This window comes from Streptomyces sp. NPDC007875, from assembly GCF_042868035.1.
GTDB classification, from domain to species: domain Bacteria; phylum Actinomycetota; class Actinomycetes; order Streptomycetales; family Streptomycetaceae; genus Streptomyces; species Streptomyces antimycoticus.
Map to the genome: position 1 here is coordinate 168,504 of NZ_JBIADZ010000002.1, position 21,459 is coordinate 189,962.

Consider the following 21,459-nt stretch of genomic DNA (forward strand, 5'->3'; position numbering starts at 1 on the left):
GACGGACCCGGAAGGAACTCACTCAGCCATGACGCAGACGCAAGGCTCACTCGCGCGGCAGATCACCGACTACGCCCATCGTGCCGACCCGTACCCGATCTACGCCGAGCTGCGCAAAACGCCCGTGGTGCACGACGAGGAGGGCCCGTACATCATCTCCACCTACTGGGAGATCCACGGTCTGCTGCACGACCCCCGGCTCAGCTCCGAGGCGCGCAACCTGGACCCCGAGGCCGCCCCGGAGCTGGTCGAGGAGGACGACCCGGGGCTGCCGCCCAGCTTCCTGCGGCTGGACCCGCCCGAGCACGACCGGCTGCGCCGGCTCGCGATGGCGCCCTTCGGCCCGCCGCACACCCCGCGCCGGCTCCACGCCATGCGCGGCGAACTCACCCGTATCGTCGGCGAGCTCATCGACGGCTTCGAGGGCCGGGACCGGATCGATCTCGTCGACCACTTCTCCTACCCCTTCCCGGTGACCGTGATCTGCCGGCTGCTCGGGGTGCCGCGGGAGGACGAGCCGCGCTTCCACACCTGGGCCGAGACCCTCGCCGTCAGTTTGGACCCCGACCCGGACGCGGACGCCGAGGAGCGGCGGCGGATCACCCGGCAGGCCCGTACGGAACTGGCGATGTACCTGTCCGAGCTGATGGAGGAGCGCCGTCGCGCACCCCGCGACGACATGCTCTCCGCCCTGGTCAACGGGCAGGGCCCGGAGGGGCGGATGAGCCGTGTGGAGCTGCTGAGCACCACGGCGCTGCTGCTGGTGGCGGGGCATGAGACCACCGTCAACCTCATCACCAACGGAATGCTGACCCTGCTGCGCAACCCCGATGTGCTCGCCCGGCTGCGCAAGGATCCCCATCTGGTCGTCCCACTGGTGGAGGAGCTGCTGCGGTTCGATCCGCCGGTGCAGATGCTTCCCCAGCGCACCCCGCTCTCGGAGATTGACATCGCGGGCGTGACCATCCCCAAGGGGGCGCCCGTCTGGCTGCTGCTGGCCTCGGGCAACCGCGATCCGCAGCGCTTCCTCGACCCCGACCGGTTCGATCCGCAGCGCAGGGACAACCAGCACCTCGGCTTCGGCAGCGGCATCCACAGCTGCTTCGGCGCACCGCTGGCCCGGCTGGAGGCGCAGATCGCGCTGGCCGAGCTGGCCCGGCGGCTGGACCAGCCCCGGCTGCTGGAGGACCCGCCGACCTACCGGCGCAACGCGGTGCTGCGCGGGCCACGGCATCTGCCGATCGCGCTGGAGGGACTGCGGCCGAACGCATCCCCGAACGGGTCCCGGTGACGGCGGGACTCAGGAGCCCGGGGGATCCGGCGCCGATGGGACTCAGGAGCTTGGAACCGATGGGGCCGACGACGGGGCTCACCGCGAGCGGAACGCGGACGCACTCGTCCCGGCCGCGTCCTTCCCGCCCGTGTCCCTCCCGGCCACGTCCTTCTCGGCCCGGGCGGCGATGTTCCGGGCCATACCGCCGAAGACGAGGGCGTGGAAGGGCGCGACCGACCACCAGTAGAGATGTCCGGCGAGGCCGCGCGGATGGAACAGCGCCCGCTGCCGGTACACCGTCCCGCCCCGCGCGTCCCGGTCGACCGTCATCTCCAGCCAGGCCAGGCCCGGCAGCCGCATCTCGGCCCGCAGCCGCAGCAGCCGGGGCGGCAGGACCTCCTCCACCCGCCAGAAGTCGAGGCTGTCCCCCACTCTGAGCCGCGCCACGTCCCGGCGGCCCCGGCGCAGCCCCACGCCGCCCACCAGGGTGTCGATCCAGCCGCGCAGCGCCCAGGCGAGCGGCATCGAGTACCACCCGTTCTCCCCGCCGATCCCCTCCACCACCCGCCAGACGTCCTCCGGCGAGGCGTCCACCCCGCGTGCGCGGCGGTCCTGGTAGAGACTGCCGCCCGCCCAGCCGGGGTCGGTGGGCAGCGGATCGCTGGACGCGCCAGGGGTGGCGGCGGAGGACCAGCGGGTGGCCACCTTCGCGTCGCGGACCCGGCGCAGGGCCAGCTCCAGCGCCCGGTCCACGCCGAGCGGCCCACCCGGAGGGTCCGGCACATAGCGGACGATGTCCCGTTCGGCGCACACCACTTCATGGCGCAGCGACTCCACCAGCGGGCGGGCGATGGCTCCGGGTACGGGGGTGACCAGGCCGACCCACAGACTGGACAGCCTGGGAGTGAGCACCGGCACCGGTGCGACCAGACGCCGCCGCAGCCCGCTCACCTCCGCGTACCGCCGCATCATGTCGAGGTAGGTGAGGACGTCGGGGCCGCCGATGTCGAAGGTCCGGTGCACCTCGTCGGGCAGCGTGGCGCAGCCCACCAGCAGCCGCAGCACATCGCGGACGGCGATCGGCTGGGTGCGGGTGTGCACCCAGCGGGGCGTCACCATCACCGGCAGCCGCTCGGTGAGATAGCGCAGCATCTCGAACGAGGCCGAACCCGAGCCGACGATCACCCCGGCCCGCAGGACGGCCGTCGGCACCCCGGAGTCCAGCAGCACCCGGCCCACCTCGGCCCGGGAGCGCAGATGGGGCGACAGCGCGCGCTCGGGGACCCCGCCCGGGGTCAGCCCGCCGAGATAGACGATCCGGCGGACCCCCGCGGCCCGGGCCCGATCGCCGAAGATCCGGGCGGAACGGCGGTCGGTCTCCTCGAAGCCGGGTCCGGTGCCCAGCGCGTGCACCAGGTAGTACGCGACGTCCACGCCCTCCATGGCGGCGCCGATGGACTCCTCGTCGGTCACATCGCCGCGTACGATCTCCACCCGCTCCGCCCAGGGGTGATCGCGCAGCTTCTCGGGCGAGCGGGCCACGCATCGCACCTGATGCCCGGCGGCCAGCAGCTCGGGCACCAGCCTGCCGCCGATATAGCCGGTGGCGCCGGTGACCAGACAGCGGCGCGGCTCCTGCGCACCGCTCTCACGGTGCGGCTCCGGCGGACGTTCGGGAACAGCCATGAGGCCATGGTGCGCGGGCAGGACGAAACCTGCGAGGTGGGCTCCCTTCGGCGGCATTGTCCGTATCAGGTAGTGGAGGTCGCTTTCCGGTCTCCCCGACCTTCGAGCCTCTCAGCCCGGCCATCTAGGAAACGCTCCGGGGGACTGACGTCCTCTGTCCTGAGCGCCTCTCCGGTCGAGCTCCCTCGCTCGCCCCGCAGGCTGTTATTCACGTTACTCCGCCCCCCTTTGAGCGCCTAGCCCCTTTCGAGCATTTTTTCCGTTTTCCCGACCCCGGCGAAGATCGGCCCGGGCCCGGCACTCGGGCGCCTTGGCTGCGCCGGGAGGGGCTTGCCCGGTAGGCTTTCCGTGTGATCTTCAAGCGCATCGGAAACGGTCGGCCCTATCCCGACCACGGACGGGAAAGCACCCGCCAGTGGGCGGATGTCGCCCCACGCCCGGTACGTCTTGACCAGTTGGTCACGACGAAGCAGCAGCTCGACCTGGAGACGCTGCTCGCGGAGGACTCGACCTTCTACGGGGACCTCTTCGCCCATGTCGTGAAATGGCAGGGCGACCTCTACCTGGAGGACGGGCTGCACCGGGCGGTGCGCGCCGCGCTCCAGCAGCGCCAGGTGCTGCACGCGCGGGTCCTGGAGCTCGAGGGCTGACCGCGCCCGCCCCCCCGGTGACCGATCGTCGCTGATCGACTTCCGATCTCTGTTGACCCTTTCGGGTTGGTCTGAGCACCAACCATTGATCATTTAGTAGGCATCGCCACCTGGTCGCACTACGCTGCGCTCATGAGCATGCTGACCCCTCCCGGCATGGGCGGAAAGTACCGCATTACGGGCGATCGCTACCCGCGGATGAGCCGACCCCGGAGCCGCCGGCGACTGATGTTCGCCGCATTCGGCTCGGCCCTGACGCTCGGCCTGGTCGGCTGGGGAACACTTCAGCTCATCGACGTCTTCTCCGGCGACAGCGACGACCAGACGGTCCGCGCCGCGCACGGCACCGGGGACTGCGAGCGCGGCGACAAGCGCCCCGACGAGAAGGCGAAGTCCGGCCGGTCCGACGGCGGCCAGAGCGGTCAGGGCGGCCGACAGGGCCGTACGGGCGGGAAACTGCCGAAGCCTTCCCAGATCACGGTCAACGTCTACAACGCGACCACGCGCTCCGGCCTCGCCAAGGACACCGCGAAGGAGCTGGAGAAGCGCGGCTTCAAGATCGGGAAGGTGGGCAACGCCCCGGCCCAGTACGACAAGAAGGTCAAGACCGCCGGGATGCTGCTCGGCGCCCCTGGCGCCGGCGACGGGGCCTTCAATGTGCTCGGCACGCAGCTCAACGGCGCCCAGACCAAGAACGACGCGCGCAACGGCAAGGACATCGACCTGATCATCGGCAACAGTTTCAAGGACCTGGTCAAGCAGAAGGACGCCGACAAGGCGCTGGCCGCCCTGGCCAAGCCCTCGCCCGCGCCCTCCGGAAAGCCCTGCCGCTGACCCGGCGCTGACCGACCGTGTGCGAGCACCGTGGGCCGCTGACCGCCGGGGAGTGCCCTCGGGCAGTGCCCTCAGGCGGTGCTCAGCCCACCGCCCCGCAAGCGGTGCTCAGCCCGCGCTCCCGTACATCCGGTCACCCGCGTCGCCGAGCCCGGGCACGATGTACCCCTGCTCGTTGAGCCGCTCGTCGATGGACGAGGTGACCACCGTCACCGGCGCGCCCGCCAGCTCGCGCTCCATGAGCTCGACACCCTGCGGCGCCGCCAGCAGACACAGCGCGGTCACGTCGTCGGCGCCCCGCGATATCAGCTCCCTGATCGCCGCGACCAGCGTCCCGCCGGTGGCGAGCATCGGGTCCAGGACGTACACCTGACGGCCGGAGAGGTCCTCGGGCATCCGGGTGGCGTAGGTGGACGCCTGCAGCGTCTCCTCGTCACGGATCATGCCCAGGAAGCCGACCTCCGCGGTGGGCAGCAGCCGCACCATGCCGTCGAGCATCCCGAGACCGGCCCGCAGGATCGGCACGACCATGGGGCGCGGATGGGACAGCCGCACTCCGGTCGTGGCCGTCACCGGGGTCTGGATGTCGACCTGCTCGGTGCGCACATCGCGCGTGGCCTCGTACGCGAGCAGGGTCACCAGCTCGTCGGCGAGCCGCCGGAAGGTGGGGGAGTCGGTGCGCTTGTCGCGCAGCGTGGTGAGTTTGTGCGCCACCAGCGGGTGGTCGACGACGTGGATCCGCATGGCAACGACACTAACCGAGCCTCCGAGCCCGGCTGCCGCCGGTGACCCCGTCCGCCCCCTCCGTGCGCCTCCCCCGCGCTCAACCGTCTGCCGCCGCACTGGAATCAAACCGCCGTTTCGGGGGAAAGTGGGCAGCAGCGCCCGGGGTGCCCCCGGGCGACACCTCGGCCCCGAGGAGTGATTGACCATGGCCGACGCGACCGCGAAGGAAACCTCCGCGGAACGCCGCCGCCGTCGCGACCGCTTCCTGCGCGCGCTGAACGAGGCCAGAGCGGTACGGAACCGGGTGCGTCCCCGCCAGGCCCGCGCGGCCCGGATGCGCCGGGCGATACACATGCGGACGTTTTCCTGGTGATCCCTGGTGGGCTTCCACCGAACCGCCGGAGGGGGTTTCCGCGCGTTTCGATTCCGTCCGCGTGAGCCACATCTCTTTGGACTGGTGCACGACGCAGCGTGGAAGACCTCTCGCGACGCGACGGTTTCTGCCACGATTCCGATTGGGGCGGGACACTGTCCCGCCCGCCCCCGGCACGCCTATGACCAGTGGGAGAGTCACGGTGTACTTCGCCGCATTGCTCGCGCGCACCGCAGAAGGGTGGGAAGCGAGCGACACAGAGCTCGATGACGTGGAAACCCTGACGGATCTGATCGAACTGGCCCGTCTGGCCTCCAAGGACGACGACACGGTATTGGCCTTCATCGAGCACGAAGACGCGTGGTTCGGCGTCGTCCGTGTGGACGGCGAGGACGACCCGCACATCTACGTATCGGACGCGGCAGCGGCCGCCCGCACCTCGTACGGCTCGATGCTCACCGACGAGCTGCTCGGCCGGGACCCCGACGACGATCTGGACAGCCTGGTCGACCTGGACGGCACCGAGGACGGCGAGCCGGACCGGGACGACGAGGACGCGGACGACGCCCCGGTCCCGCTCGGCCCGCTCGGCGACGCCGACATCCTGGCCGACTACGGCATGGACGAGAAGGAGCTGAAGGCCCTCGACGGGGACGCCCTCGAATCGATCGCCGAGATGCTGGGCTGCAGTATGGAGGGGCTGGAGGCGGTGCGCTGACCGCCGCAGCCATGCCACCCACCCCGTCACCGCACTGATCCAAGTGATCCACACGAACCGCGGACCCAACCGATCCGCACGAACCGATCCACACTGACGTCATGACCGATCCGCTGACCGGCCTCCTGCCCGGCCCCGAACCCGACCCCCTGCGCGATCCCTGGCGCGCCCCGATGCGCCTGGCGCTGGAGGAGGCGGTACGGGCACCCGAGACGGGAGATGTGCCGGTCGGCGCCATCGTGCTGGGCCCGGACGGCTCGGTACTCGGCCGCGGCCGCAACGAGCGCGAGGCCCACGGCGACCCCACGGCCCACGCCGAGGTCCTCGCCCTCCGAGCCGCCGCCCACCACCTCGGCGGCTGGCGGCTGACCGGCTGCACCCTGGTGGTCACCCTGGAGCCGTGCACGATGTGCGCCGGCGCGATCGTCCTGTCCCGCCTGGACCGGCTGGTCTACGGCGCCGTGGACGAGAAGGCCGGCGCGGTCGGCTCCCTCTGGGACGTCGTCCGCGACCGCCGCCTCAACCACCGCCCCGAGGTCATCGCGGGCGTCTTGGCGGAGGCGTGTGCGGCCCCCCTGACCACCTTCTTCCGGACGTCCTGACCCCTGCGCCCGGGTCCGCCCCGGAACCGATTTCGGTTACCGGCCACCCGTCCGCTAGGCTCTCCCTCGGTAGCGTGTCCGAGCGGCCGAAGGAGCGCGCCTCGAAAGCGCGTGAGGGGGCAACTCCTCCGTGGGTTCAAATCCCACCGCTACCGCCGCGAAATGCACAAGTGCAGGGCCCCATCCAGACGGATGGGGCCCTGCGCGGTGTTCCCGCCCCTTCTCGTCCCGGCTTCGATCCAGACGTCACATCGGCCCGGGCACCATTACCGAGCCCGCGCGGGCCACGGCTTCATCGCCGGGGCCGGAGGGTACTCCTTGAGGATCGACCGCGCCTGGGAGGTCAGGGACTTCTCGGTCCCCCTGTCCTTGGCCCGTCCACCGCTGGGGGGATCGGCGGGGATGTCCGGTCGCGCTGCCCCGTCGCACCAGCTGTTCTGGTGGGGAAGCTGCCCCTTGATGAGATAGTCATTGATCTTTTGGGTCGCGCACGGGTTGCTCCGGTACACGCCGTGGGTGCCCTCGTCGCGAATCGAGATGAGGCGGTGGCCCAGCTTGCGGGCCATGGCCGGGCCGCCCTCGTACTTCGTCGCGGCGTCGTACTCGTTCTGGACCACGAGTCCGGTCGGGTAACCCTTGCGCTCGAGGTCCACCGGCCGCTCGGGCGGGATGAACGAGCGGAAGGTGCACGCCGTCGGCGCGGCCTGCATCGCGCCCTCGCCATAGGGGTATTTCTCCCGGAACTCCCGCATCATCCGGCGGTACGCCTCCAGATCGGCGGGCCAGTCGCGCTCGCAGGTCACGGCGGCGAACGTGCCATCCTCCTGCTCGGGCTCCTCGCGCCCGGAGGCCAGCAGCCGCATCGCCTCCGAGGCATCACGCGACACCTCCCCGGAGGACGGGAGTTGCTCACGGAAGTGGTTGACCAGCTGCGCCAGGACATGCCACCTCGGACGAGCCGCGCTCAGGAGGCCCAGGAGCAGATCGAAGCGGCTCTGGTCCACGGGGCCCGCGTCCGGCACGTTGGGATCCGGCAACGGGTGTTTCTCCAGCCTGCGTCCCAGCTCGTCGATGGTGGCCCGCACCTCGGCGGCGGAGGTGCCGAGGTGGTAGGTGGTGTCGCGCCGGGCGATCCAGGCGGCCCAGGCGTCCACGTTCTGCCGCGCGGCGACGGATTGCTGCCAGGACGCCTCGTAGTAGGACCACTCCGGGTGCATCGAGGAGTCCAGGACGCTCCGGTCGAGCCGACGGGGGAACAGGCTCCCGTACACCGCACCCAGGTAGGTGCCGTAGGAGTAACCCAGGTAGTTGATCTTCTCCTCGCCGAGGGCCGCTCGCACGACATCCATGTCACGCGCCGTGTTGGCGGTGGAGATGTACGGGCGGAGGTCCCCGCCGGCCCGTCGGCAGCCTTCCTCGCTCTGCCGGGCGTACTTCTCGATCGCGGTCAGCTGGGCGTCGGTCGGACGGCTGAAGAACGGCTTCGGGCCCGGAGGAAGGTCACACAACAACCTGTCGGGGCGCGAGGTCCCCCGAGGGTCGACGCCGATCAGGTCGTAACTCTCGGCGAGCGCCGTTTCCTTGTGCATCGCCGGTTGCAGCCTCGCTTGCACCCCGGGCCCGCCTGGATTGAGGAAGAGGACACCCCGCCGCTGGGCCGGGTTCTTCGCCCGGAACCTTGTGAGGTTCACCGTGAGCGTGTCACCACCGGGACGCCGATAGTCCTTGGGCACCTTGATGGCGGCGCAGTCCATGGACCGCCATGCCTCGTTCCACCTGTCCACCTCCTCCTGCGGCGTTCCCTCCGGCATCGGAGGTGCCACGCACTGAGCCCAGCGCACGTCCTGATGGTGGAAGCGCGCGAGTCCGGTGGCCGAGCCCTGCGCGGGAGCCGCGGAGGCCGCCGTCACCACCGTTCCCAGTACCGCCGCGGCCGCGGTGAGCAGCGCCGTCGCTTTGCGCGTCCGCGCCGCCCGACGTATCCCCGCGCCCACTCGTATGGGTTTTTGTCTCACGACCATGTGCTCGCCCTTCGTCGGGGCTTCTCAGACCCGGTTGGGCCGAGAACGCGTCACCATGGCTATCGCGGGTGCGGTTTTACCGCGGTTAACTGGTCAGCGGGCAGGCTGCGGGACGGGCGGCCGCCACTGGGGCCGGTCGGGGAGACATGGCGGCAGCTCGACACGGACGGTGAGGCCGCCCTCCGGGTTGGGCCGGGCGGTGAGCGTCCCCTGGTGGGTCGCGGTGACCGCGCGGACCACCGACAGGCCGAGACCCGACCCCCTGCGATGCCCGCCGCCGCGCCGGAACGGCTCGAAGAGCGCGGGCAGTTGCCGCTCCTCGATGACCGGGCCGGTGTTGAACACCTCGACGAAGGCGTCTCCCCGCTCGGTCCGCCCGGTCGAGACGTGTACGGATCCGCCGCGCTTGTTGTGCCGCACGGCGTTGGTGACCAGGTTCGCGGTGAGTTGGGTCAACAGGGACTGGTCGCCGCGGACGGGGGCGGAGCGCAGCCGGGCGTCCACGGTCACCTCCGCCTCCCCGGCCTCCGCGAGCACGTCGGCGATCACGGTCCGCGCCTGTTCGATCAGGTCGACGGGGACCGGAACGAGCACTCCGCTCTCGCCCTTCGCCAGGGCCAGCAGCGCGGCGATCAGGCGCTCGCTGCGCTGGGTGGCGCTCAGCGCCCGGCGGATGTCGGGCAACAGGTCCGGCGGCACCCGGCCCTGGGAGAGCGGGATCTCCAGCGCCGTGCGCTGCAGCGTCAGCGGGGTGCGCAGCTCGTGCGAGGCGTGCGCGGTGAACCGCCGCTGCTCGGCGAAGCTGCGCTCCAGCCGGTCGAGCATGGCGTCGAACGTGTCCGCCAGCTCCTTGACTTCGTCGTCGGGGCCGACCAGGGCGAGCCTGGCGTGCAGGTTCCGGTCGCCGATGTCGCGCGCGGTCGTGGTGACCCGGCCGATCCGGCGCAGCGCGCGCCGGGCCACCCACCAGCTCGCCAGCAGGGACAGGACGCCGACCGCGGCGAGGAGCAGCAGTGATCGGGTGAGCAGCTCGTCCAGGACGTCCTGCTGGAACGTCGCGAACCTCTCCGAGCTGCTGGCCCGGTAAGCGCTGGCCGACTGTTCGGCGGGAAGGGCCGGTACGGCCGGAAGGCCGCCGGGGTACACAGCGGGCTCCGACTGGGTGGCCATGACCGTCGGGCTGTTCTCGCCGAGGATTTCCCGGACGCTGACCAGGGTCAGGGCGAGGAGCGCGCCGCCGCCGACGACGAACACGGTGGCATTGAGGAGGGCCAGCCGGGTCCGGATCGGCAGCCGCCCGAGGCGTGCGTTCATAGCCGGTACCCGAATCCGGGCACCGTCTCGATGACCGGCGGGTCGCCGAGCTTGCGGCGGAGCTGATGGACGGTGACCTTGACGGTGGTGCTCAACGGGTCGGTTTCGCAGTCCCAGACCATCTCCACCAGGTCGCGGGCACGCAGCGGGGCGCCGTCGGCGGACATCAGCGCCTCCAGGACGCCCAGCTCCTTGGGGGTCAGCCGCAGCAGGCGCCCGTCGCGTTCGGCGATCCGGCGGACGGTGTCCAGACGCAGGTCGTGCCGTTCCAGCACCGTCGGGGTGCCGCTGGGCCCACGCCTGGCGAGTGCCCGCAGACGGGCGATCAGTTCCGCGTAGGAGAACGGTTTGGACAGGTAGTCGTCGGCGCCCTGGCCAAGGCCGTCGACGATGTCGGACAGCGCCCCGGCCGCCGTGAGCATGAGGATCCGTGCCGGGTACCCGGTCGTGCCCAGCATCCGGCACACGGCGTCCCCGTGGATGCCCGGCAGGTCCCGGTCCAGGACCAGCACGTCGTAGTCGGCGGCTGCCGCCATCTCCATCGCCCGGCCGCCGTCCAGCGCGACGTCCGCGGCCATGCCCGCGGCGCGCAGCCCTTCGGCGATCATCCCGGCCAGCTCCTCTTCGTCCTCGATGACCAGCACGCGCATGGCAGCTCCCTCCTCCGCATGGTGGGCCGACTCTGCCGCGCCCGGCGTTAAGCCGCGGTTAGCCGGATATCACCAGCGGCTAACCGCTGAGCCCGTACACCTGGTGCCCGACGGCGCCGACCGGCGCCGCACGCCCACCAGGAGGTGTTCGGCCATGGGACGCACGCTCGCGGTACGGATCGCGTTGGCGGTACTCGCGACAGGAGCCGCTCTGACCATGACGGCCTGCTCGACGGAGCCCGAGGACAAGGCACCCCGCGTCGCCGGGGACCAGGGCAAGCAGAACGCGAAGGGCAAGACGCAGGACCAGGGGGCCATCACTCAGGCATACGCGCAGTGCATGCGCGACCAGGGACAAGAGGTGAAGGTCGACGAGCAAGGCCGTATCGCGGTGCCGGCGGCCGGTACGGAAGACACCGGAGGTCCGGGCGGCAAGCAGGATGCGGAGGCCGGTGAACTGGACAAGGCCATGAAGAAGTGCGACGTCAAGGTGCCCGGCATGAAGCAGCTCAGAGACAAGGGCGACGTGGAAAGGCTCAAGCAGGCCAGGGGCCTCGTCGACTGCCTGCGCAAGAACGGCATCCCCGACATGCCGGACCCGGACCCGAAGGACAGGGGGGCCATCTCCGCTCCCGGGGAGACGACGAGCTCCGAGAAGTGGACCAAGGCCAGCGGCATCTGCGGCAAGAAGTTCCCCGCCGTGCCCTACAAGGCGGAGCGGCCGAAGTGACGGCCGGGACCGACGGGCAGGAGCCGGAGCAGGTGGCGGATCTCCGGCCGGGGCGTACCCGCCGTAGGGGCAGCCGCGCGCGCCGCGCGGCGATGGCCGCCGGGGTCGTGGCCGCCATCGTCGCGGCCGGTACGGCACTGGCGGTGCGGCCCTGGACGAACGGCGGCGGGAAATCCACGCCCGAGCACGGGCCTCGGTCCACGGCGTCCGTCCAGCGCGCCTCGCTGACCTCCGGACTGCGGCTGAACGGTGAGCTCGGCCACGGCCCCACCGATGAGGTGACCGCGCAGGGACAGGGCACGTTCACCCAACTGCCCAAGGCGGGCGACCGGGTCGAGACGGGCAAGCCGCTGTACGAGGTCGACGCGAGACCCGTCGTGCTGTTCCACGGTTCTCGTCCCTTCTGGCGCGAGCTGGCCAAGGGCGTCGGCGACGGGCCCGATGTCAGGGAGTTGGAGCGCAATCTGACGGATCTCGGCTACGCGAACGCGGCCAACCTGACCGTCGACGAGGAATTCACCGAGGGCACCGCCGCGGCGGTCAAGCGCTGGCAGAAGGCGCTCGGCCTGGAGCGGACCGGCAAGGTCGAGCAGGGCCGGGTCGTCGTCCTGCCGCACCGGGTCGTGCGCGTCCAAGAGGTGGTCGCCAAGCTCGGCGCGACGGTGGGCACGGGCTCCGGCGGCGCGGTGCTGAAGGTCACCTCGCCGGACGTGTACGCCACCGTCAAACCGGATAAGGACCAGCTTGCCCAGCTCGCGCCGGGAAGCAGGGTCACGGTGGAGCTGGCGGCAGGGGGCGGCCTCAAGGGCGAGGTCACCGCCATCGCGCGGGAGCCCGGAGAGGGGGACGGAGGAGGCGAGGGCGGCCCCGGCGGGCCGGGCAACGAGACCAAGCCCGAGGTGTCCATCCGCCTGGCCGACCAGAAGAAGGCCGGGGCCGCCCTGGACTCCGGCCGCTCCGGCGCCACCGTCACCGTGCCGGAGAAGAGGGTGAAGGACGTCCTCGTCGTCCCGGTGACCTCGCTGCTGGCCATGGTCGGCGGTGGTTACGCCGTCGAGGTCGTCAGGCCCGGCCGGCCCGAGCCGAAGCTCGTCCCTGTGGAGGTGGGGCTGATCGTCAAGGCCCGTGCCGAGGTCAGCGGCGGGCTCGAGGAGGGCGACAAGGTGGTGATCCCGGTATGACCCGTGACCATCCCCAGGGAATACCCGTGCTGCGGCTGGAGAAGGTCGTCAAGGAGTACGAGGGCACGCCGCCGCTGCGCATCCTGCACGGAATCGACCTGACCGTCACCGAAGGAGAGCTGGTCGCGGTCGTCGGCCCGTCCGGATCGGGCAAGTCCACGCTGCTCGCTCTGATCGGCACCCTGGACCGGCCCACGTCGGGGCGGATCCACTTGGAGGGCCACGACTTGGCCGCGATGAGTGAACGGCAGGTCGCGGCACTGCGCGCCCGCAGGATCGGCTTCGTCTTCCAGCAGTTCTTCCTGCTGCCCGGCCTCACCACGGTCGAGAACGTCGCCACCGGCCTCCTCTACACCGGGGAGAACGCCCGGCGCAGACGTGAGCGGGCGGTGCGCGCCCTGCGGGACGTGGGTCTGGAACACCGGCTCGGGCACCGGCCCGACCAGCTCTCGGGCGGGGAGAAGCAGCGCGTCGCCATCGCCCGGGCGCTGGTCGGCAGGCCCGGGCTGCTGCTCGCCGACGAACCCACCGGCTCGCTGGACACCGCCTCGGGCAAGGGCGTCGTCGACCTGCTGCGACGGCTGAACGAGGAGGGCACCACCGTGGTCGTCATCACCCACGACAAGGACCTCGCCGCGTCCTTCCCCCGGCAGGTCGGCATCCAGGACGGCTGGCTCGCGTTCGACGAGCGCAGCGTGGACACGGGGCTTGCCGCCGGGAGCCCCGCACCGGGGAGCCCGGTATGACCGCCCGCCTCCCGCGCCCGGCCCGGCTGCGCCCGGCCGACCTGCTGCGGCTCGGCCTGCTCGGGCCCCGCACCCGGCGGCTGCGCTCGGCGCTGTCCGCCCTGGGGATCGCCCTCGGTATCGCGGCGGTCGTCGCCGTCACCGGGATCTCCGCGTCCAACCAGGCACATCTCCTCGACCGGCTCGACCGGCTCGGCAGCAATCTGATCACCGTCTCGCCGGGGGAGGACTTCGAGGGGAAGAAGGTGCCGCTGCCGAAGGAGTCGGTCACGATGCTCGGCAATATCGCGCCCGTCGAACGCGTCAGCGCGACCGGGGACACGAAGGCGAACGTCTACCGCAACGAGTTCGTGCCGTCGAACCAGACCAACAGCCTGCGCGTGCTGTCCGCCCGCCTCGATCTGCTCAAGGCGGTGCGCGGCGAGGTGCGCACCGGTCGCTGGCTGGACCGCGCCACCGAGCGACTCCCGGTCGTGGTCCTGGGAAGCAGCTCGGCCGAGCGCCTGGGCGTGACCGCTCCCGGGACCAAGGTGTGGATCGCGGGTGAGGGACTCACCGGGGAGTGGTACGGCGTCCTCGGCATCCTGGAGCCGAACGAACTCGTGCCCGAGATCGACGACTCCGTACTCGTAGGCGGCCCTACGGCGATCTCCCGGCTGGACGGCGACCGCACGCCGTCGACCGTCTACCTGCGCGTCCACCCCGACCGGGTGAGCGACGTACAGGACGTCGCCGCGGCCACGGCCAACCCCGCGCAGCCTGGCATGGTCGCCGTCTCCCGCCCGTCCGACCTGCTCAAGGCACGTGCCGAGACCGATGACACCCTCACCGGCCTGGTGCTCTCCCTCGCCGGGGTCGCCCTGCTCGTCGGCGGGGTGGGCATCGCCAACACCATGGTGGTCGGCGTCATGGAACGGCGGGGCGAGGTGGGGCTGCGGCGGGCACTGGGGGCGCGCCGCGGCCAGATCGCGGCACAGTTCCTCATCGAGGCGGTTTTGCTGGGGCTGTTCGGCGGGCTGGCGGGTGCCGCTCTCGGGGCCGCGACGGTCTACGCGTACGCGGCCGGGCAGGGGTGGCCCGCCACGGTACCGGTGGTCTGGGCGGTCGCCGGGCCCGCGGTGGCCGTGGTCGTCGGGACGGTGGCGGGGCTGTACCCGGCGTTGCGGGCGGCCGGGATGTCGCCCACAGGGGCGCTCCGCTCGGCGTGAGCCTCGTCGGCGGCTCTTCGGCGGCTCTTCGGCGGCTCGGGCCGCCGACGCTGGGCTCCGGGCCGGCCACGACGGGTCAGCGGGTCAGGTAGCCGGGCGGCCCGTGTCGTCGCCATGGCTGTCGCCGTCGCCATGGCTGTCGCGGTGACCGTCGTCGTGGCCGTCGCGGTGACGTCCGCCGGTCGAGGAGATCATGCTTTCCAGGCGGTCGAAGCGCTCGTACAGGGCCGCGGCGTCGGCGGAGAGGCGCCGTTCGCCACTGAGAACGCGGCCGTGGACGGCCTCGGCCAGGCGGTGCCTGCGGGATTGCTCTCGGTCGACGAACCAGGCGGCGATGGCCGCGGTGATCATGCCGTAGGTGGTGATGCCGACGAACATGACCACGCAGGCGATCAGTCGCCCCCAGAGCGTGACCGGGTAGAAGTCGCCGTAGCCGACCGTGGTCGCCGTCTCGGCCGACCACCACAGGGCCCTTGGGTAACTGGTGAGGTTCGCCGAGGAGGCGTGGCGCTCGACCGCCACAACGGCGTACGAGCCGAGCAGCATGACCACGCCGAGGACGAGCGTGGCCGCGACGGCCGCCTGGGTGTGCAGCGGCCGGTCCCCGCGGCCGAGCAGCAGCCTGATCGTCCTGGTCAGAAACGCGGGCGGGACCATGGTGACCATGCTGCCGCCGGATGGTGCGCGGAGCGCGCCCGGCGTCCGTTCGGTTGCGCCGAACGGACGCCGTTACGGCGGGGCCGGGGCGGCCCCGGCGGTCAGGGGCCGGAGGGGGGTGGCTGCTGCGGGGGCTGTTGCTGGTTGGGGTCGGGCTGGGGCTGCTGGGGCGGAGGCTGGTTCGGGGGCGGTTGGTTGGGCGGCGGCTGGTTCGGCGGGGGCTGGGGCGGCGGAGGCGGGTTCGGCGGAGGCTGGTTCGGGGGCGGCTGATTGGGCGGGGGCTGGTTCGGAGGGGGCTGCGGCTGCTGCTGGCCCGGATCCGTGGGCTGGTCCTGCGGCTGCTGCTGGCCCGGATCCGTGGGCTGGTCCTGCGGCTGCTGCTGGCCCGGATCCGACGGCTGGTCCTGCGGCTGCTGCTGGCCCGGATCCGACGGCTGGTCCTGCGGCTGCTGGCCCGGATCCGACGGCTGGTCGGAGGGCTGCGACTGCTGCGAGGGGGTCCCGGACGGGCGATCGGTCTCCAGCGGGGTGAACCGGTCGGACGGCTTCAGGCTGACCTTCGGCGCTTCCCGCAGACGCGGGGCGTGCTGCTCGCCCGGCATCGCCAGGGAGGACGGGTAGTCGGCCCGTGCCAGCACCGTGTCGCGCGGGTCCCCGCTGCCGTCACCGTCGCCGAGCGGGCGCTTCAGGAGCTCGGTCTTGCCGGTCCCCACCAGGACGAGGTGCTTGACGTCCTTCGTGGCCGGCCGGATGACGGTCACCGTGGTCCGGGAGAAACCGTTCCACTGGGGCCCGGTGAAGGTCGGCTTGGCGTTGCGCGGCGGGGCCGAGACCCTTACGGGATTTCCGGAGTCGCACTTCACGACGGGCGCGCCGTGCTCATCGACGAAAACCGCCGTTCCGGCCTGGAGGACGGCGGGCACCGGCTTCACTCCGCCGCGGTAGCCGTAGGTCTTCGCATAGGTGTCGGAGCGCAGCGTGACGCTCGTGAGCCGCTGGACGAAGCCGGGGATGTCGTCCTGGCTGATGTGCTGGACCCGGCTCCAGGCGGCCCCCTTCTTCTTGTCGGCGTCGAGGTCATGGGTCAGTCCCTGCCGGTCGCAGGGCTGCCGGTTCCGGACGCCGGCGTAGAGACCGGGGGTGTCGCCGCGGAAGGCGCGGCCTCCGTTGGACGGCGAGACCACGTGTTTGCGGTCATGGCCGACGGAGGAGGTGAACGCGGGGACCGAGGTCCTTCCGACGGGTTCGCGCCGGTATTCGACCGTCGAGGCGAATCGGGGGGCTTCCCCGGAAGCCTCTCCAGAAGCCTTCCCGGAGGCCTTTTCGGAGGAGGAGACCATCCCAAGGACCACCACGACGGCCACCACGACGACGAAACCGACGAACAGTGCTGAGCGACGTGAGGTGAGGTGCCATGAGATCGAGCGCATTTCCCTCTCCTTCCCTTACCTCGCCCCCCATCCTGCGCTCGCCCTGCACGCCCCCGCTTCCCCCGAAACCTTGACATCTCACCCCACTTTCGGGGGACTTGGACCGCGTTCGCCCGCCGCCGCTCGCAGTACCGCCCCCGGTCCGGTGGCCCGGACCGGGGGCGGTCGCTGCCCCTCGCGGTCTGTGTGCGGCGCCCCCATGTCGGATGTTCGCCGCGTATCTAGACTAAACGGACCTGCTCCAGTTGGCAGGGGAACGGACCGGAGAACGGACGGCAGCCGAGGAGGACCCGGATGAGCGGCGCTGTCGTGGCGGGGGTCGACGGATCGCAGCGCAGCCTTACGGCGGCCGAATGGGCCGCGCGGGAGGCGGCGCGGCGCGGGCGCGTCCTGCGGCTCGTGCACGCCAGTCCGCCGCTGCCGTGCAGGGTCTCGCCGGTGCCCGGGGCGGACGCCTGGCAGCACGTGGGCGAGCAGATGCTCGGGCAGACGGTCGCCGACTTCCGGGCGCGCGATCCGGACCTCGAGATCGTCGGGGAGCACACCGCCGCCGAACCGGCCGAGGCGCTGCTCACGGCCGCCGCGGGCGCCGGGCTACTGGTGGTCGGGGCCCGGGGCTGGGGAGGCTTCGACGGGCTGGCGGTGGGCTCCGTGGCGCTGCGGGTGGCGGCGATGGCTCAGTGCCCCGTCGTCACGGTCCCGGAGGCGCGGCGTACGGGCGCCGGATGGGACGGTGCGCATACGGACGAGGTGCAGCTCGGCTTCGACGCGCATGCCCCGGCCGAGGCGCCGGCCGATTTCGCGTTCCGCGCCGCCCAGGAGCGGGGCGTGCCGCTGCGGGTCGTGCATGCGTGGGCGCTGCCCCCGGCCTCCCCGTCGGCCTGGATGCTCACGGTGCTGGAGGAGGACCGCGCGATGTGGGAGGACCAGGAGAGTCAGGTGGTCTCCGACGCCCTGCGGCCGTGGCGGGAGAGATATCCGGAGGTCACAGTGGTGCCGGACGTCATTCTGCTCAATCCGGCGGAGGCTCTGGTGAGGGCCTCGGAGCGGGCCGGGCTGCTGGTGATCGGGCGCCGTGCGGCCACCCGGCCGACCGAGCTGCGGCTGGGGCCGGTCGCCCATCCCGTACTGCACCACGCCCATTGCGCGGTGGCGGTCGTGCCGCATCCCGCGCTCTGAGCGCTCAGCCGAAGAACACCCCGAATTCGGAGTAGAGCGCGGGATCGACGGTCTTGGTGCCCGCCGTGGCCTCCGCCAGCGGTATGCGCACGATGTCCGTGCCGCGCAGCGCCACCATCGTGCCGAAGTCCTGGTCGCGGACGGTGTCGATCGCGCGCAGCCCGAAGCGGGTGGCCAGCCAGCGGTCAAAGGCGCTGGGCGTGCCACCGCGCTGGATATGGCCCAGGACCGTGGTGCGGGCCTCCTTGCCGGTGCGATCGGCGATCTCATGGGCCAGCCACTCGCCGATGCCGGACAGCCGGACATGGCCGAACTCGTCCCGGCTGGAGTCCTTGACCACCATCTGCCCCTTCTTCGGCACGGCCCCCTCCGCCACCACCACGATCGGTGCGTACCTGATCTTGAAGCGGTTCTCCACCCAGGCGCAGACCTGGTCGATGTCGAAGGGCTGCTCGGGGATCAGGATGACGTTGGCCCCGCCCGCGATGCCCGAGTGCAGCGCGATCCAGCCGGCATGCCGCCCCATCACCTCGACCACCAGGGCGCGGGTGTGGGATTCGGCGGTGGTGTGCAGCCGGTCGATCGCCTCGGTGGCGATATTGACGGCGGTGTCGAAGCCGAAGGTGTAGTCGGTGCCGGCCACGTCGTTGTCGATCGTCTTGGGCACCCCGACCACCTGGATGCCCTCGCCACCCAGGGCCGCGGCGACTCCGAGCGTGTCCTCGCCGCCGATCGCGATGAGCGCGTCCACCTCGTACTCGGCGAGGGTCTCCCGCACGCGGCCGACCCCGTCCTCGCTGGCCAGGGGGTTGGTCCGGGAGGAGCCGAGGATGGTGCCGCCGCGCGGCAGGATGCCGCGCACGGCCGGGACGTCCAGCGGCACGATGGCTCCTTCGAGCACGCCGCGCCAGCCGTCCCGCACTCCGACGAACTCGAAACCGTGGACCTCCACGCCCTTTCGGACGATGCCGCGGATCGCGGCGTTGAGCCCGGGGCAGTCACCGCCGCCGGTCAGCACACCGACACGCATCTCCGCTCCCTCCGCCGACGCCGCGAGCCGCTGCCCCCGCTCCTTCTGGCGCCACTCGTGCCACCCCCTCCTTCTCCAGAATCCACCCATTTGTAGCGCGGCGCCCACACCGGCGAAGGACCGTTTCCACAACACCAGTCCGTTCATCCGACTGATACGACTGATGCGCCAGAGGTGTGGATAGACTCTCGCGACTGCACAAGGGCACAGCGGGAGAGGCAGCACAGATGGCCCAGGCGAAGAAAATCGTGCTCTATATGCTGATCGTCTTCGTGCTGTACACGATCATCAAGACGCCGGCCAGGGCAGCCGACCTCGTCCAGGTCGGCTTCGAGGGCATATCGGACGCCGCGACGAGCGTCGGCGAGTTCATGACGGAACTGACCAAATAGCCTCGTTCCACCCCGCTCCCACCCCTCGAACCACCGCCCCCGTTGGCCCCTTATTGGGCGATTCCTCCACCAACACGTGGTAAAGCGGTGCTTGCACACAGTGCACATGTCTTGTGATGCTATGACCGCTTTTGCCGGGTGAGTAATCGTGAAGGGGTGGCGTGACCGTGTCGGCCCGTACCGCGCCCAGAACCCCGCCCCAGGGCGATGGCGGCAGCGAAAGCGGCAGAAGCCGCGGGGCTGACGCCAGAGCGCTTACCCAGGTGCTCTTCGCCGAGCTCTCGGGCCTCACCCCCGGAACCCCCGAGCACACCCGTGTGCGCGCCGCGCTGATCGAGGCCAATCTGCCGCTGGTCCGCTACGCCGCGGCCCGCTTCCGCAGCCGCAACGAACCCATGGAGGACGTGATCCAGGTCGGCACCATCGGTCTGATCAACGCGATCGACCGGTTCGACCCGGACCGCGGGGTGCAGTTCCCGACGTTCGCCATGCCGACCGTCGTCGGCGAGATCAAGCGCTACTTCCGCGACAACGTCCGCACCGTCCATGTGCCGCGCCGGCTGCATGAGCTGTGGGTTCAGGTCAACGGCGCGACCGAGGACCTGACCGTGCTGCACGGCCGCTCCCCGACGACGGCCGAGATCGCCGAACGGCTCAAGCTCAGCGAGGAGGAGGTGCTCGCCTGCATCGAGGCGGGCCGCTCCTATCACGCCACTTCCCTGGAGGCCGCCCAGGAGGGCGACGGACTGCCCGGGCTGGTCGACCGGCTCGGCTACGAGGATCCGGCGCTCGCCGGAGTCGAGCACCGCGATCTGGTGCGCCATCTGCTCGTACAACTGCCCGAGCGCGAGCAGCGTATCCTTTTGCTGCGTTACTACAGCAATCTGACGCAATCTCAGATCAGCGCCGAGCTCGGCGTCTCCCAGATGCATGTGTCCCGGCTGCTCTCCCGCAGCTTCGCCAGGCTGAGGTCCGCAAATCGGATCGAGTCCTGATCCTTGCGAGGGACCTGCGCCCCGGCACCTCAAGGCTGTAATGTCGACTTGGCGCTACAGCGTGTTGCCGACATGTGACATTCTGCAGGAACCGCGTTTGACGGGGCCCGACCTCCGGTATTCAGGGGAAGGCTGCGTCGGACGTGAACCGCGCAGCTGGGATCCGTCCGCGACCTCTAGGGGGTGGCATGTCCGTAGAACTGGGCAGCTCGAAGGTGCTCAACAACGACGCACCGCTCATGCCTGACGACTGCGACGCCATCGACACCCGCACCCTCTCCCGCTCCCTCTTCCTGCGGCTCGCCACACTCGAGAAGGACAGTGCGGAGGCCGGCTACGTCCGTGACACCCTCATCGAGCTGAACCTCCCGCTCGTCCGCTACGCGGCGGCCCGGTTCCGCAGCCGTAACGAGCCGATGGAGGACATCGTCCAGGTCGGCACCATCGGCCTGATCAAGGCGATCGACCGCTTCGACTGCGAACGGGGCGTGGAGTTCCCGACGTTCGCCATGCCGACCGTCGTCGGCGAGATCAAGCGGTTCTTCCGTGACACCAGCTGGTCGGTGCGGGTCCCGCGGCGGCTGCAGGAGCTGCGGCTGGCGCTCACCAAGGCCAGCGACGAGCTGTCACAGAAGCTCGACCGCTCCCCGACCGTCCCCGAGCTCGCCACGGCGCTGGGCGTCTCCGAGGAGGACGTGGTCGACGGGCTCGCCGTGGGCAATGCCTACACGGCCAGCTCCCTGGACTCCCCGTCCCCCGAGGACGACGGCGGCGAGGGGTCGCTCGCCGACCGGCTGGGGTACGAGGACAGCGCACTGGAGGGCGTGGAGTACCGCGAGTCGCTCAAGCCCCTGCTGGCCAAACTGCCGCCGCGCGAGCGCCAGATCATCATGCTGCGCTTCTTCGCCAATATGACGCAGTCGCAAATCGGCGAAGAGGTCGGGATCTCCCAGATGCATGTCTCCCGGCTGCTCACCCGGACCTTGGCCCAGCTGCGCGAGGGCCTGATCTCGGACTGAGCCGACCGACCGGTCGCCCTGTCGGATCCCTGTACACCTGACGGG

The 21,459-nt window shown here is 71.1% G+C and carries 22 protein-coding genes and 1 tRNA gene; 15 read left to right on the forward strand and 8 right to left on the reverse strand.

Features of this window, described 5'->3' with window-relative positions:
- The first annotated feature begins 28 nt into the window (after positions 1-28).
- The gene (locus tag ACFYOY_RS04475) at positions 29-1,291 is read left to right on the forward strand and encodes a cytochrome P450 (protein WP_351882215.1); all 1,263 of its coding nucleotides are present in this window, start codon (positions 29-31) and stop codon (positions 1,289-1,291) included.
- Between the two features lie 78 nt (positions 1,292-1,369).
- Here ACFYOY_RS04475 and ACFYOY_RS04480 read toward each other — a convergent pair whose 3' ends face one another.
- Positions 1,370-2,959 (reverse strand): SDR family oxidoreductase, encoded by a 1,590-nt coding sequence (locus ACFYOY_RS04480; protein ID WP_351882217.1) that lies wholly within the window; start codon positions 2,957-2,959, stop codon positions 1,370-1,372.
- 350 nt (positions 2,960-3,309) lie between these two features.
- Here ACFYOY_RS04480 and ACFYOY_RS04485 point away from each other — a divergent pair, with 350 nt between their 5' ends.
- Together ACFYOY_RS04485 and ACFYOY_RS04490 are read left to right on the forward strand one after the other, a co-directional pair.
- Complete coding sequence (locus tag ACFYOY_RS04485) at positions 3,310-3,609, forward strand: type II toxin-antitoxin system VapB family antitoxin (RefSeq protein ID WP_014061825.1); 300 nt, start codon at positions 3,310-3,312, stop codon at positions 3,607-3,609.
- A 156-nt stretch (positions 3,610-3,765) separates the two neighbouring features.
- On the forward strand, positions 3,766-4,443 hold the full coding sequence (locus ACFYOY_RS04490) for a LytR C-terminal domain-containing protein (protein ID WP_351882278.1): 678 nt from the start codon (positions 3,766-3,768) through the stop codon (positions 4,441-4,443).
- Positions 4,444-4,551: 108 nt separating this feature from the next.
- On the opposite strand, the gene upp is transcribed toward ACFYOY_RS04490, so the two are convergent.
- A complete protein-coding gene (gene upp, locus ACFYOY_RS04495) occupies positions 4,552-5,187 on the reverse strand; it encodes a uracil phosphoribosyltransferase (protein WP_059148219.1) in 636 nt (211 codons plus the stop codon).
- Between the two features lie 187 nt (positions 5,188-5,374).
- On the opposite strand from upp, the gene ACFYOY_RS04500 reads away from it, so the two are divergent.
- The 4 genes from ACFYOY_RS04500 to ACFYOY_RS04515 all read left to right on the forward strand — a co-directional run bounded on the left by ACFYOY_RS04500 (position 5,375) and on the right by ACFYOY_RS04515 (position 7,017).
- Positions 5,375-5,542: a hypothetical protein gene (locus ACFYOY_RS04500; RefSeq protein ID WP_014061828.1), complete on the forward strand. Its 168-nt coding sequence runs from the start codon at positions 5,375-5,377 to the stop codon at positions 5,540-5,542.
- Between the two features lie 181 nt (positions 5,543-5,723).
- A complete protein-coding gene (locus tag ACFYOY_RS04505; protein WP_351882220.1) occupies positions 5,724-6,260 on the forward strand; it encodes a hypothetical protein in 537 nt (178 codons plus the stop codon).
- Between the two features lie 101 nt (positions 6,261-6,361).
- On the forward strand, positions 6,362-6,862 hold the full coding sequence (gene tadA / locus ACFYOY_RS04510; RefSeq protein ID WP_351882222.1) for a tRNA adenosine(34) deaminase TadA: 501 nt from the start codon (positions 6,362-6,364) through the stop codon (positions 6,860-6,862).
- Positions 6,863-6,930: 68 nt separating this feature from the next.
- Positions 6,931-7,017 (forward strand) — tRNA-Ser (locus ACFYOY_RS04515).
- Positions 7,018-7,128: 111 nt separating this feature from the next.
- On the opposite strand, the gene ACFYOY_RS04520 is transcribed toward ACFYOY_RS04515, so the two are convergent.
- The 3 genes from ACFYOY_RS04520 to ACFYOY_RS04530 form a co-directional block, all read right to left on the reverse strand.
- Positions 7,129-8,877: an alpha/beta hydrolase gene (locus ACFYOY_RS04520; protein WP_351882224.1), complete on the reverse strand. Its 1,749-nt coding sequence runs from the start codon at positions 8,875-8,877 to the stop codon at positions 7,129-7,131.
- A gap of 99 nt (positions 8,878-8,976) precedes the next feature.
- Positions 8,977-10,197, reverse strand: a complete 1,221-nt coding sequence (locus ACFYOY_RS04525; protein ID WP_388584761.1) for a sensor histidine kinase — start codon at positions 10,195-10,197, stop codon at positions 8,977-8,979.
- Entirely contained in the window at positions 10,194-10,847 is a 654-nt protein-coding gene (locus ACFYOY_RS04530) for a response regulator transcription factor (RefSeq protein WP_388584764.1), read from the reverse strand. The genes ACFYOY_RS04525 and ACFYOY_RS04530 overlap by 4 nt, the downstream gene beginning before the upstream one ends.
- A gap of 154 nt (positions 10,848-11,001) precedes the next feature.
- Between ACFYOY_RS04530 and ACFYOY_RS04535 the strand changes: the two genes are divergently transcribed.
- The 4 genes from ACFYOY_RS04535 to ACFYOY_RS04550 are packed head-to-tail and all read left to right on the forward strand — an operon-like array spanning position 11,002 to position 14,712.
- On the forward strand, positions 11,002-11,577 hold the full coding sequence (locus ACFYOY_RS04535) for a hypothetical protein (protein WP_388584767.1): 576 nt from the start codon (positions 11,002-11,004) through the stop codon (positions 11,575-11,577).
- On the forward strand, positions 11,574-12,758 hold the full coding sequence (locus ACFYOY_RS04540; RefSeq protein WP_388584770.1) for a peptidoglycan-binding protein: 1,185 nt from the start codon (positions 11,574-11,576) through the stop codon (positions 12,756-12,758). Before ACFYOY_RS04535 ends, ACFYOY_RS04540 begins: the two co-directional genes overlap by 4 nt.
- Positions 12,755-13,504 carry an ABC transporter ATP-binding protein gene (locus ACFYOY_RS04545; protein WP_351883856.1) on the forward strand — a complete coding sequence of 250 codons (750 nt, stop codon included), beginning with the start codon at positions 12,755-12,757 and terminating at the stop codon, positions 13,502-13,504. The genes ACFYOY_RS04540 and ACFYOY_RS04545 overlap by 4 nt, the downstream gene beginning before the upstream one ends.
- A complete protein-coding gene (locus ACFYOY_RS04550; RefSeq protein ID WP_351883854.1) occupies positions 13,501-14,712 on the forward strand; it encodes an ABC transporter permease in 1,212 nt (403 codons plus the stop codon). Before ACFYOY_RS04545 ends, ACFYOY_RS04550 begins: the two co-directional genes overlap by 4 nt.
- Positions 14,713-14,796: 84 nt before the next feature.
- Here the strand turns inward: ACFYOY_RS04550 and ACFYOY_RS04555 are convergent, their stop codons facing one another.
- Entirely contained in the window at positions 14,797-15,369 is a 573-nt protein-coding gene (locus ACFYOY_RS04555) for an ion channel (protein ID WP_351883852.1), read from the reverse strand.
- Between the two features lie 101 nt (positions 15,370-15,470).
- Entirely contained in the window at positions 15,471-16,799 is a 1,329-nt protein-coding gene (locus ACFYOY_RS04560; RefSeq protein WP_388584775.1) for a DUF6777 domain-containing protein, read from the reverse strand.
- 294 nt (positions 16,800-17,093) lie between these two features.
- On the opposite strand from ACFYOY_RS04560, the gene ACFYOY_RS04565 reads away from it, so the two are divergent.
- The gene (locus tag ACFYOY_RS04565) at positions 17,094-17,978 is read left to right on the forward strand and encodes a universal stress protein (RefSeq protein ID WP_351883846.1); all 885 of its coding nucleotides are present in this window, start codon (positions 17,094-17,096) and stop codon (positions 17,976-17,978) included.
- Between the two features lie 4 nt (positions 17,979-17,982).
- Here the strand turns inward: ACFYOY_RS04565 and ACFYOY_RS04570 are convergent, their stop codons facing one another.
- Complete coding sequence (locus tag ACFYOY_RS04570) at positions 17,983-19,008, reverse strand: 6-phosphofructokinase (protein ID WP_351883844.1); 1,026 nt, start codon at positions 19,006-19,008, stop codon at positions 17,983-17,985.
- Between the two features lie 227 nt (positions 19,009-19,235).
- Here ACFYOY_RS04570 and ACFYOY_RS04575 point away from each other — a divergent pair, with 227 nt between their 5' ends.
- From ACFYOY_RS04575 to ACFYOY_RS04585, 3 genes are all read left to right on the forward strand, one after another.
- Positions 19,236-19,400, forward strand: a complete 165-nt coding sequence (locus ACFYOY_RS04575; protein ID WP_165449176.1) for a hypothetical protein — start codon at positions 19,236-19,238, stop codon at positions 19,398-19,400.
- 161 nt (positions 19,401-19,561) lie between these two features.
- Complete coding sequence (locus tag ACFYOY_RS04580; RefSeq protein ID WP_059147253.1) at positions 19,562-20,395, forward strand: RNA polymerase sigma factor SigF; 834 nt, start codon at positions 19,562-19,564, stop codon at positions 20,393-20,395.
- A gap of 188 nt (positions 20,396-20,583) precedes the next feature.
- Positions 20,584-21,414, forward strand: a complete 831-nt coding sequence (locus ACFYOY_RS04585; protein ID WP_351883841.1) for an RNA polymerase sigma factor SigF — start codon at positions 20,584-20,586, stop codon at positions 21,412-21,414.
- Positions 21,415-21,459: the final 45 nt, after the last annotated feature.

What these genes read in the sequence shown, in the direction of transcription:
- ACFYOY_RS04475 (WP_351882215.1), top strand. Translation starts at nt 29, where the DNA reads ATGACGCAGACGCAAGGCTCACTCGCGCGGCAGATCACCGACTACGCC.
- ACFYOY_RS04480 (WP_351882217.1), bottom strand. Translation starts at nt 2,959, where the DNA reads ATGGCTGTTCCCGAACGTCCGCCGGAGCCGCACCGTGAGAGCGGTGCG.
- ACFYOY_RS04490 (WP_351882278.1), top strand. Translation starts at nt 3,766, where the DNA reads ATGGGCGGAAAGTACCGCATTACGGGCGATCGCTACCCGCGGATGAGC.
- upp (WP_059148219.1), bottom strand. Translation starts at nt 5,187, where the DNA reads ATGCGGATCCACGTCGTCGACCACCCGCTGGTGGCGCACAAACTCACC.
- ACFYOY_RS04500 (WP_014061828.1), top strand. Translation starts at nt 5,375, where the DNA reads ATGGCCGACGCGACCGCGAAGGAAACCTCCGCGGAACGCCGCCGCCGT.
- ACFYOY_RS04505 (WP_351882220.1), top strand. Translation starts at nt 5,724, where the DNA reads ATGACCAGTGGGAGAGTCACGGTGTACTTCGCCGCATTGCTCGCGCGC.
- tadA (WP_351882222.1), top strand. Translation starts at nt 6,362, where the DNA reads ATGACCGATCCGCTGACCGGCCTCCTGCCCGGCCCCGAACCCGACCCC.
- ACFYOY_RS04525 (WP_388584761.1), bottom strand. Translation starts at nt 10,197, where the DNA reads ATGAACGCACGCCTCGGGCGGCTGCCGATCCGGACCCGGCTGGCCCTC.
- ACFYOY_RS04530 (WP_388584764.1), bottom strand. Translation starts at nt 10,847, where the DNA reads ATGCGCGTGCTGGTCATCGAGGACGAAGAGGAGCTGGCCGGGATGATC.
- ACFYOY_RS04535 (WP_388584767.1), top strand. Translation starts at nt 11,002, where the DNA reads ATGGGACGCACGCTCGCGGTACGGATCGCGTTGGCGGTACTCGCGACA.
- ACFYOY_RS04545 (WP_351883856.1), top strand. Translation starts at nt 12,755, where the DNA reads ATGACCCGTGACCATCCCCAGGGAATACCCGTGCTGCGGCTGGAGAAG.
- ACFYOY_RS04550 (WP_351883854.1), top strand. Translation starts at nt 13,501, where the DNA reads ATGACCGCCCGCCTCCCGCGCCCGGCCCGGCTGCGCCCGGCCGACCTG.
- ACFYOY_RS04555 (WP_351883852.1), bottom strand. Translation starts at nt 15,369, where the DNA reads ATGGTCCCGCCCGCGTTTCTGACCAGGACGATCAGGCTGCTGCTCGGC.
- ACFYOY_RS04560 (WP_388584775.1), bottom strand. Translation starts at nt 16,799, where the DNA reads ATGCGCTCGATCTCATGGCACCTCACCTCACGTCGCTCAGCACTGTTC.
- ACFYOY_RS04565 (WP_351883846.1), top strand. Translation starts at nt 17,094, where the DNA reads ATGAGCGGCGCTGTCGTGGCGGGGGTCGACGGATCGCAGCGCAGCCTT.
- ACFYOY_RS04570 (WP_351883844.1), bottom strand. Translation starts at nt 19,008, where the DNA reads ATGCGTGTCGGTGTGCTGACCGGCGGCGGTGACTGCCCCGGGCTCAAC.
- ACFYOY_RS04575 (WP_165449176.1), top strand. Translation starts at nt 19,236, where the DNA reads ATGGCCCAGGCGAAGAAAATCGTGCTCTATATGCTGATCGTCTTCGTG.
- ACFYOY_RS04585 (WP_351883841.1), top strand. Translation starts at nt 20,584, where the DNA reads ATGTCCGTAGAACTGGGCAGCTCGAAGGTGCTCAACAACGACGCACCG.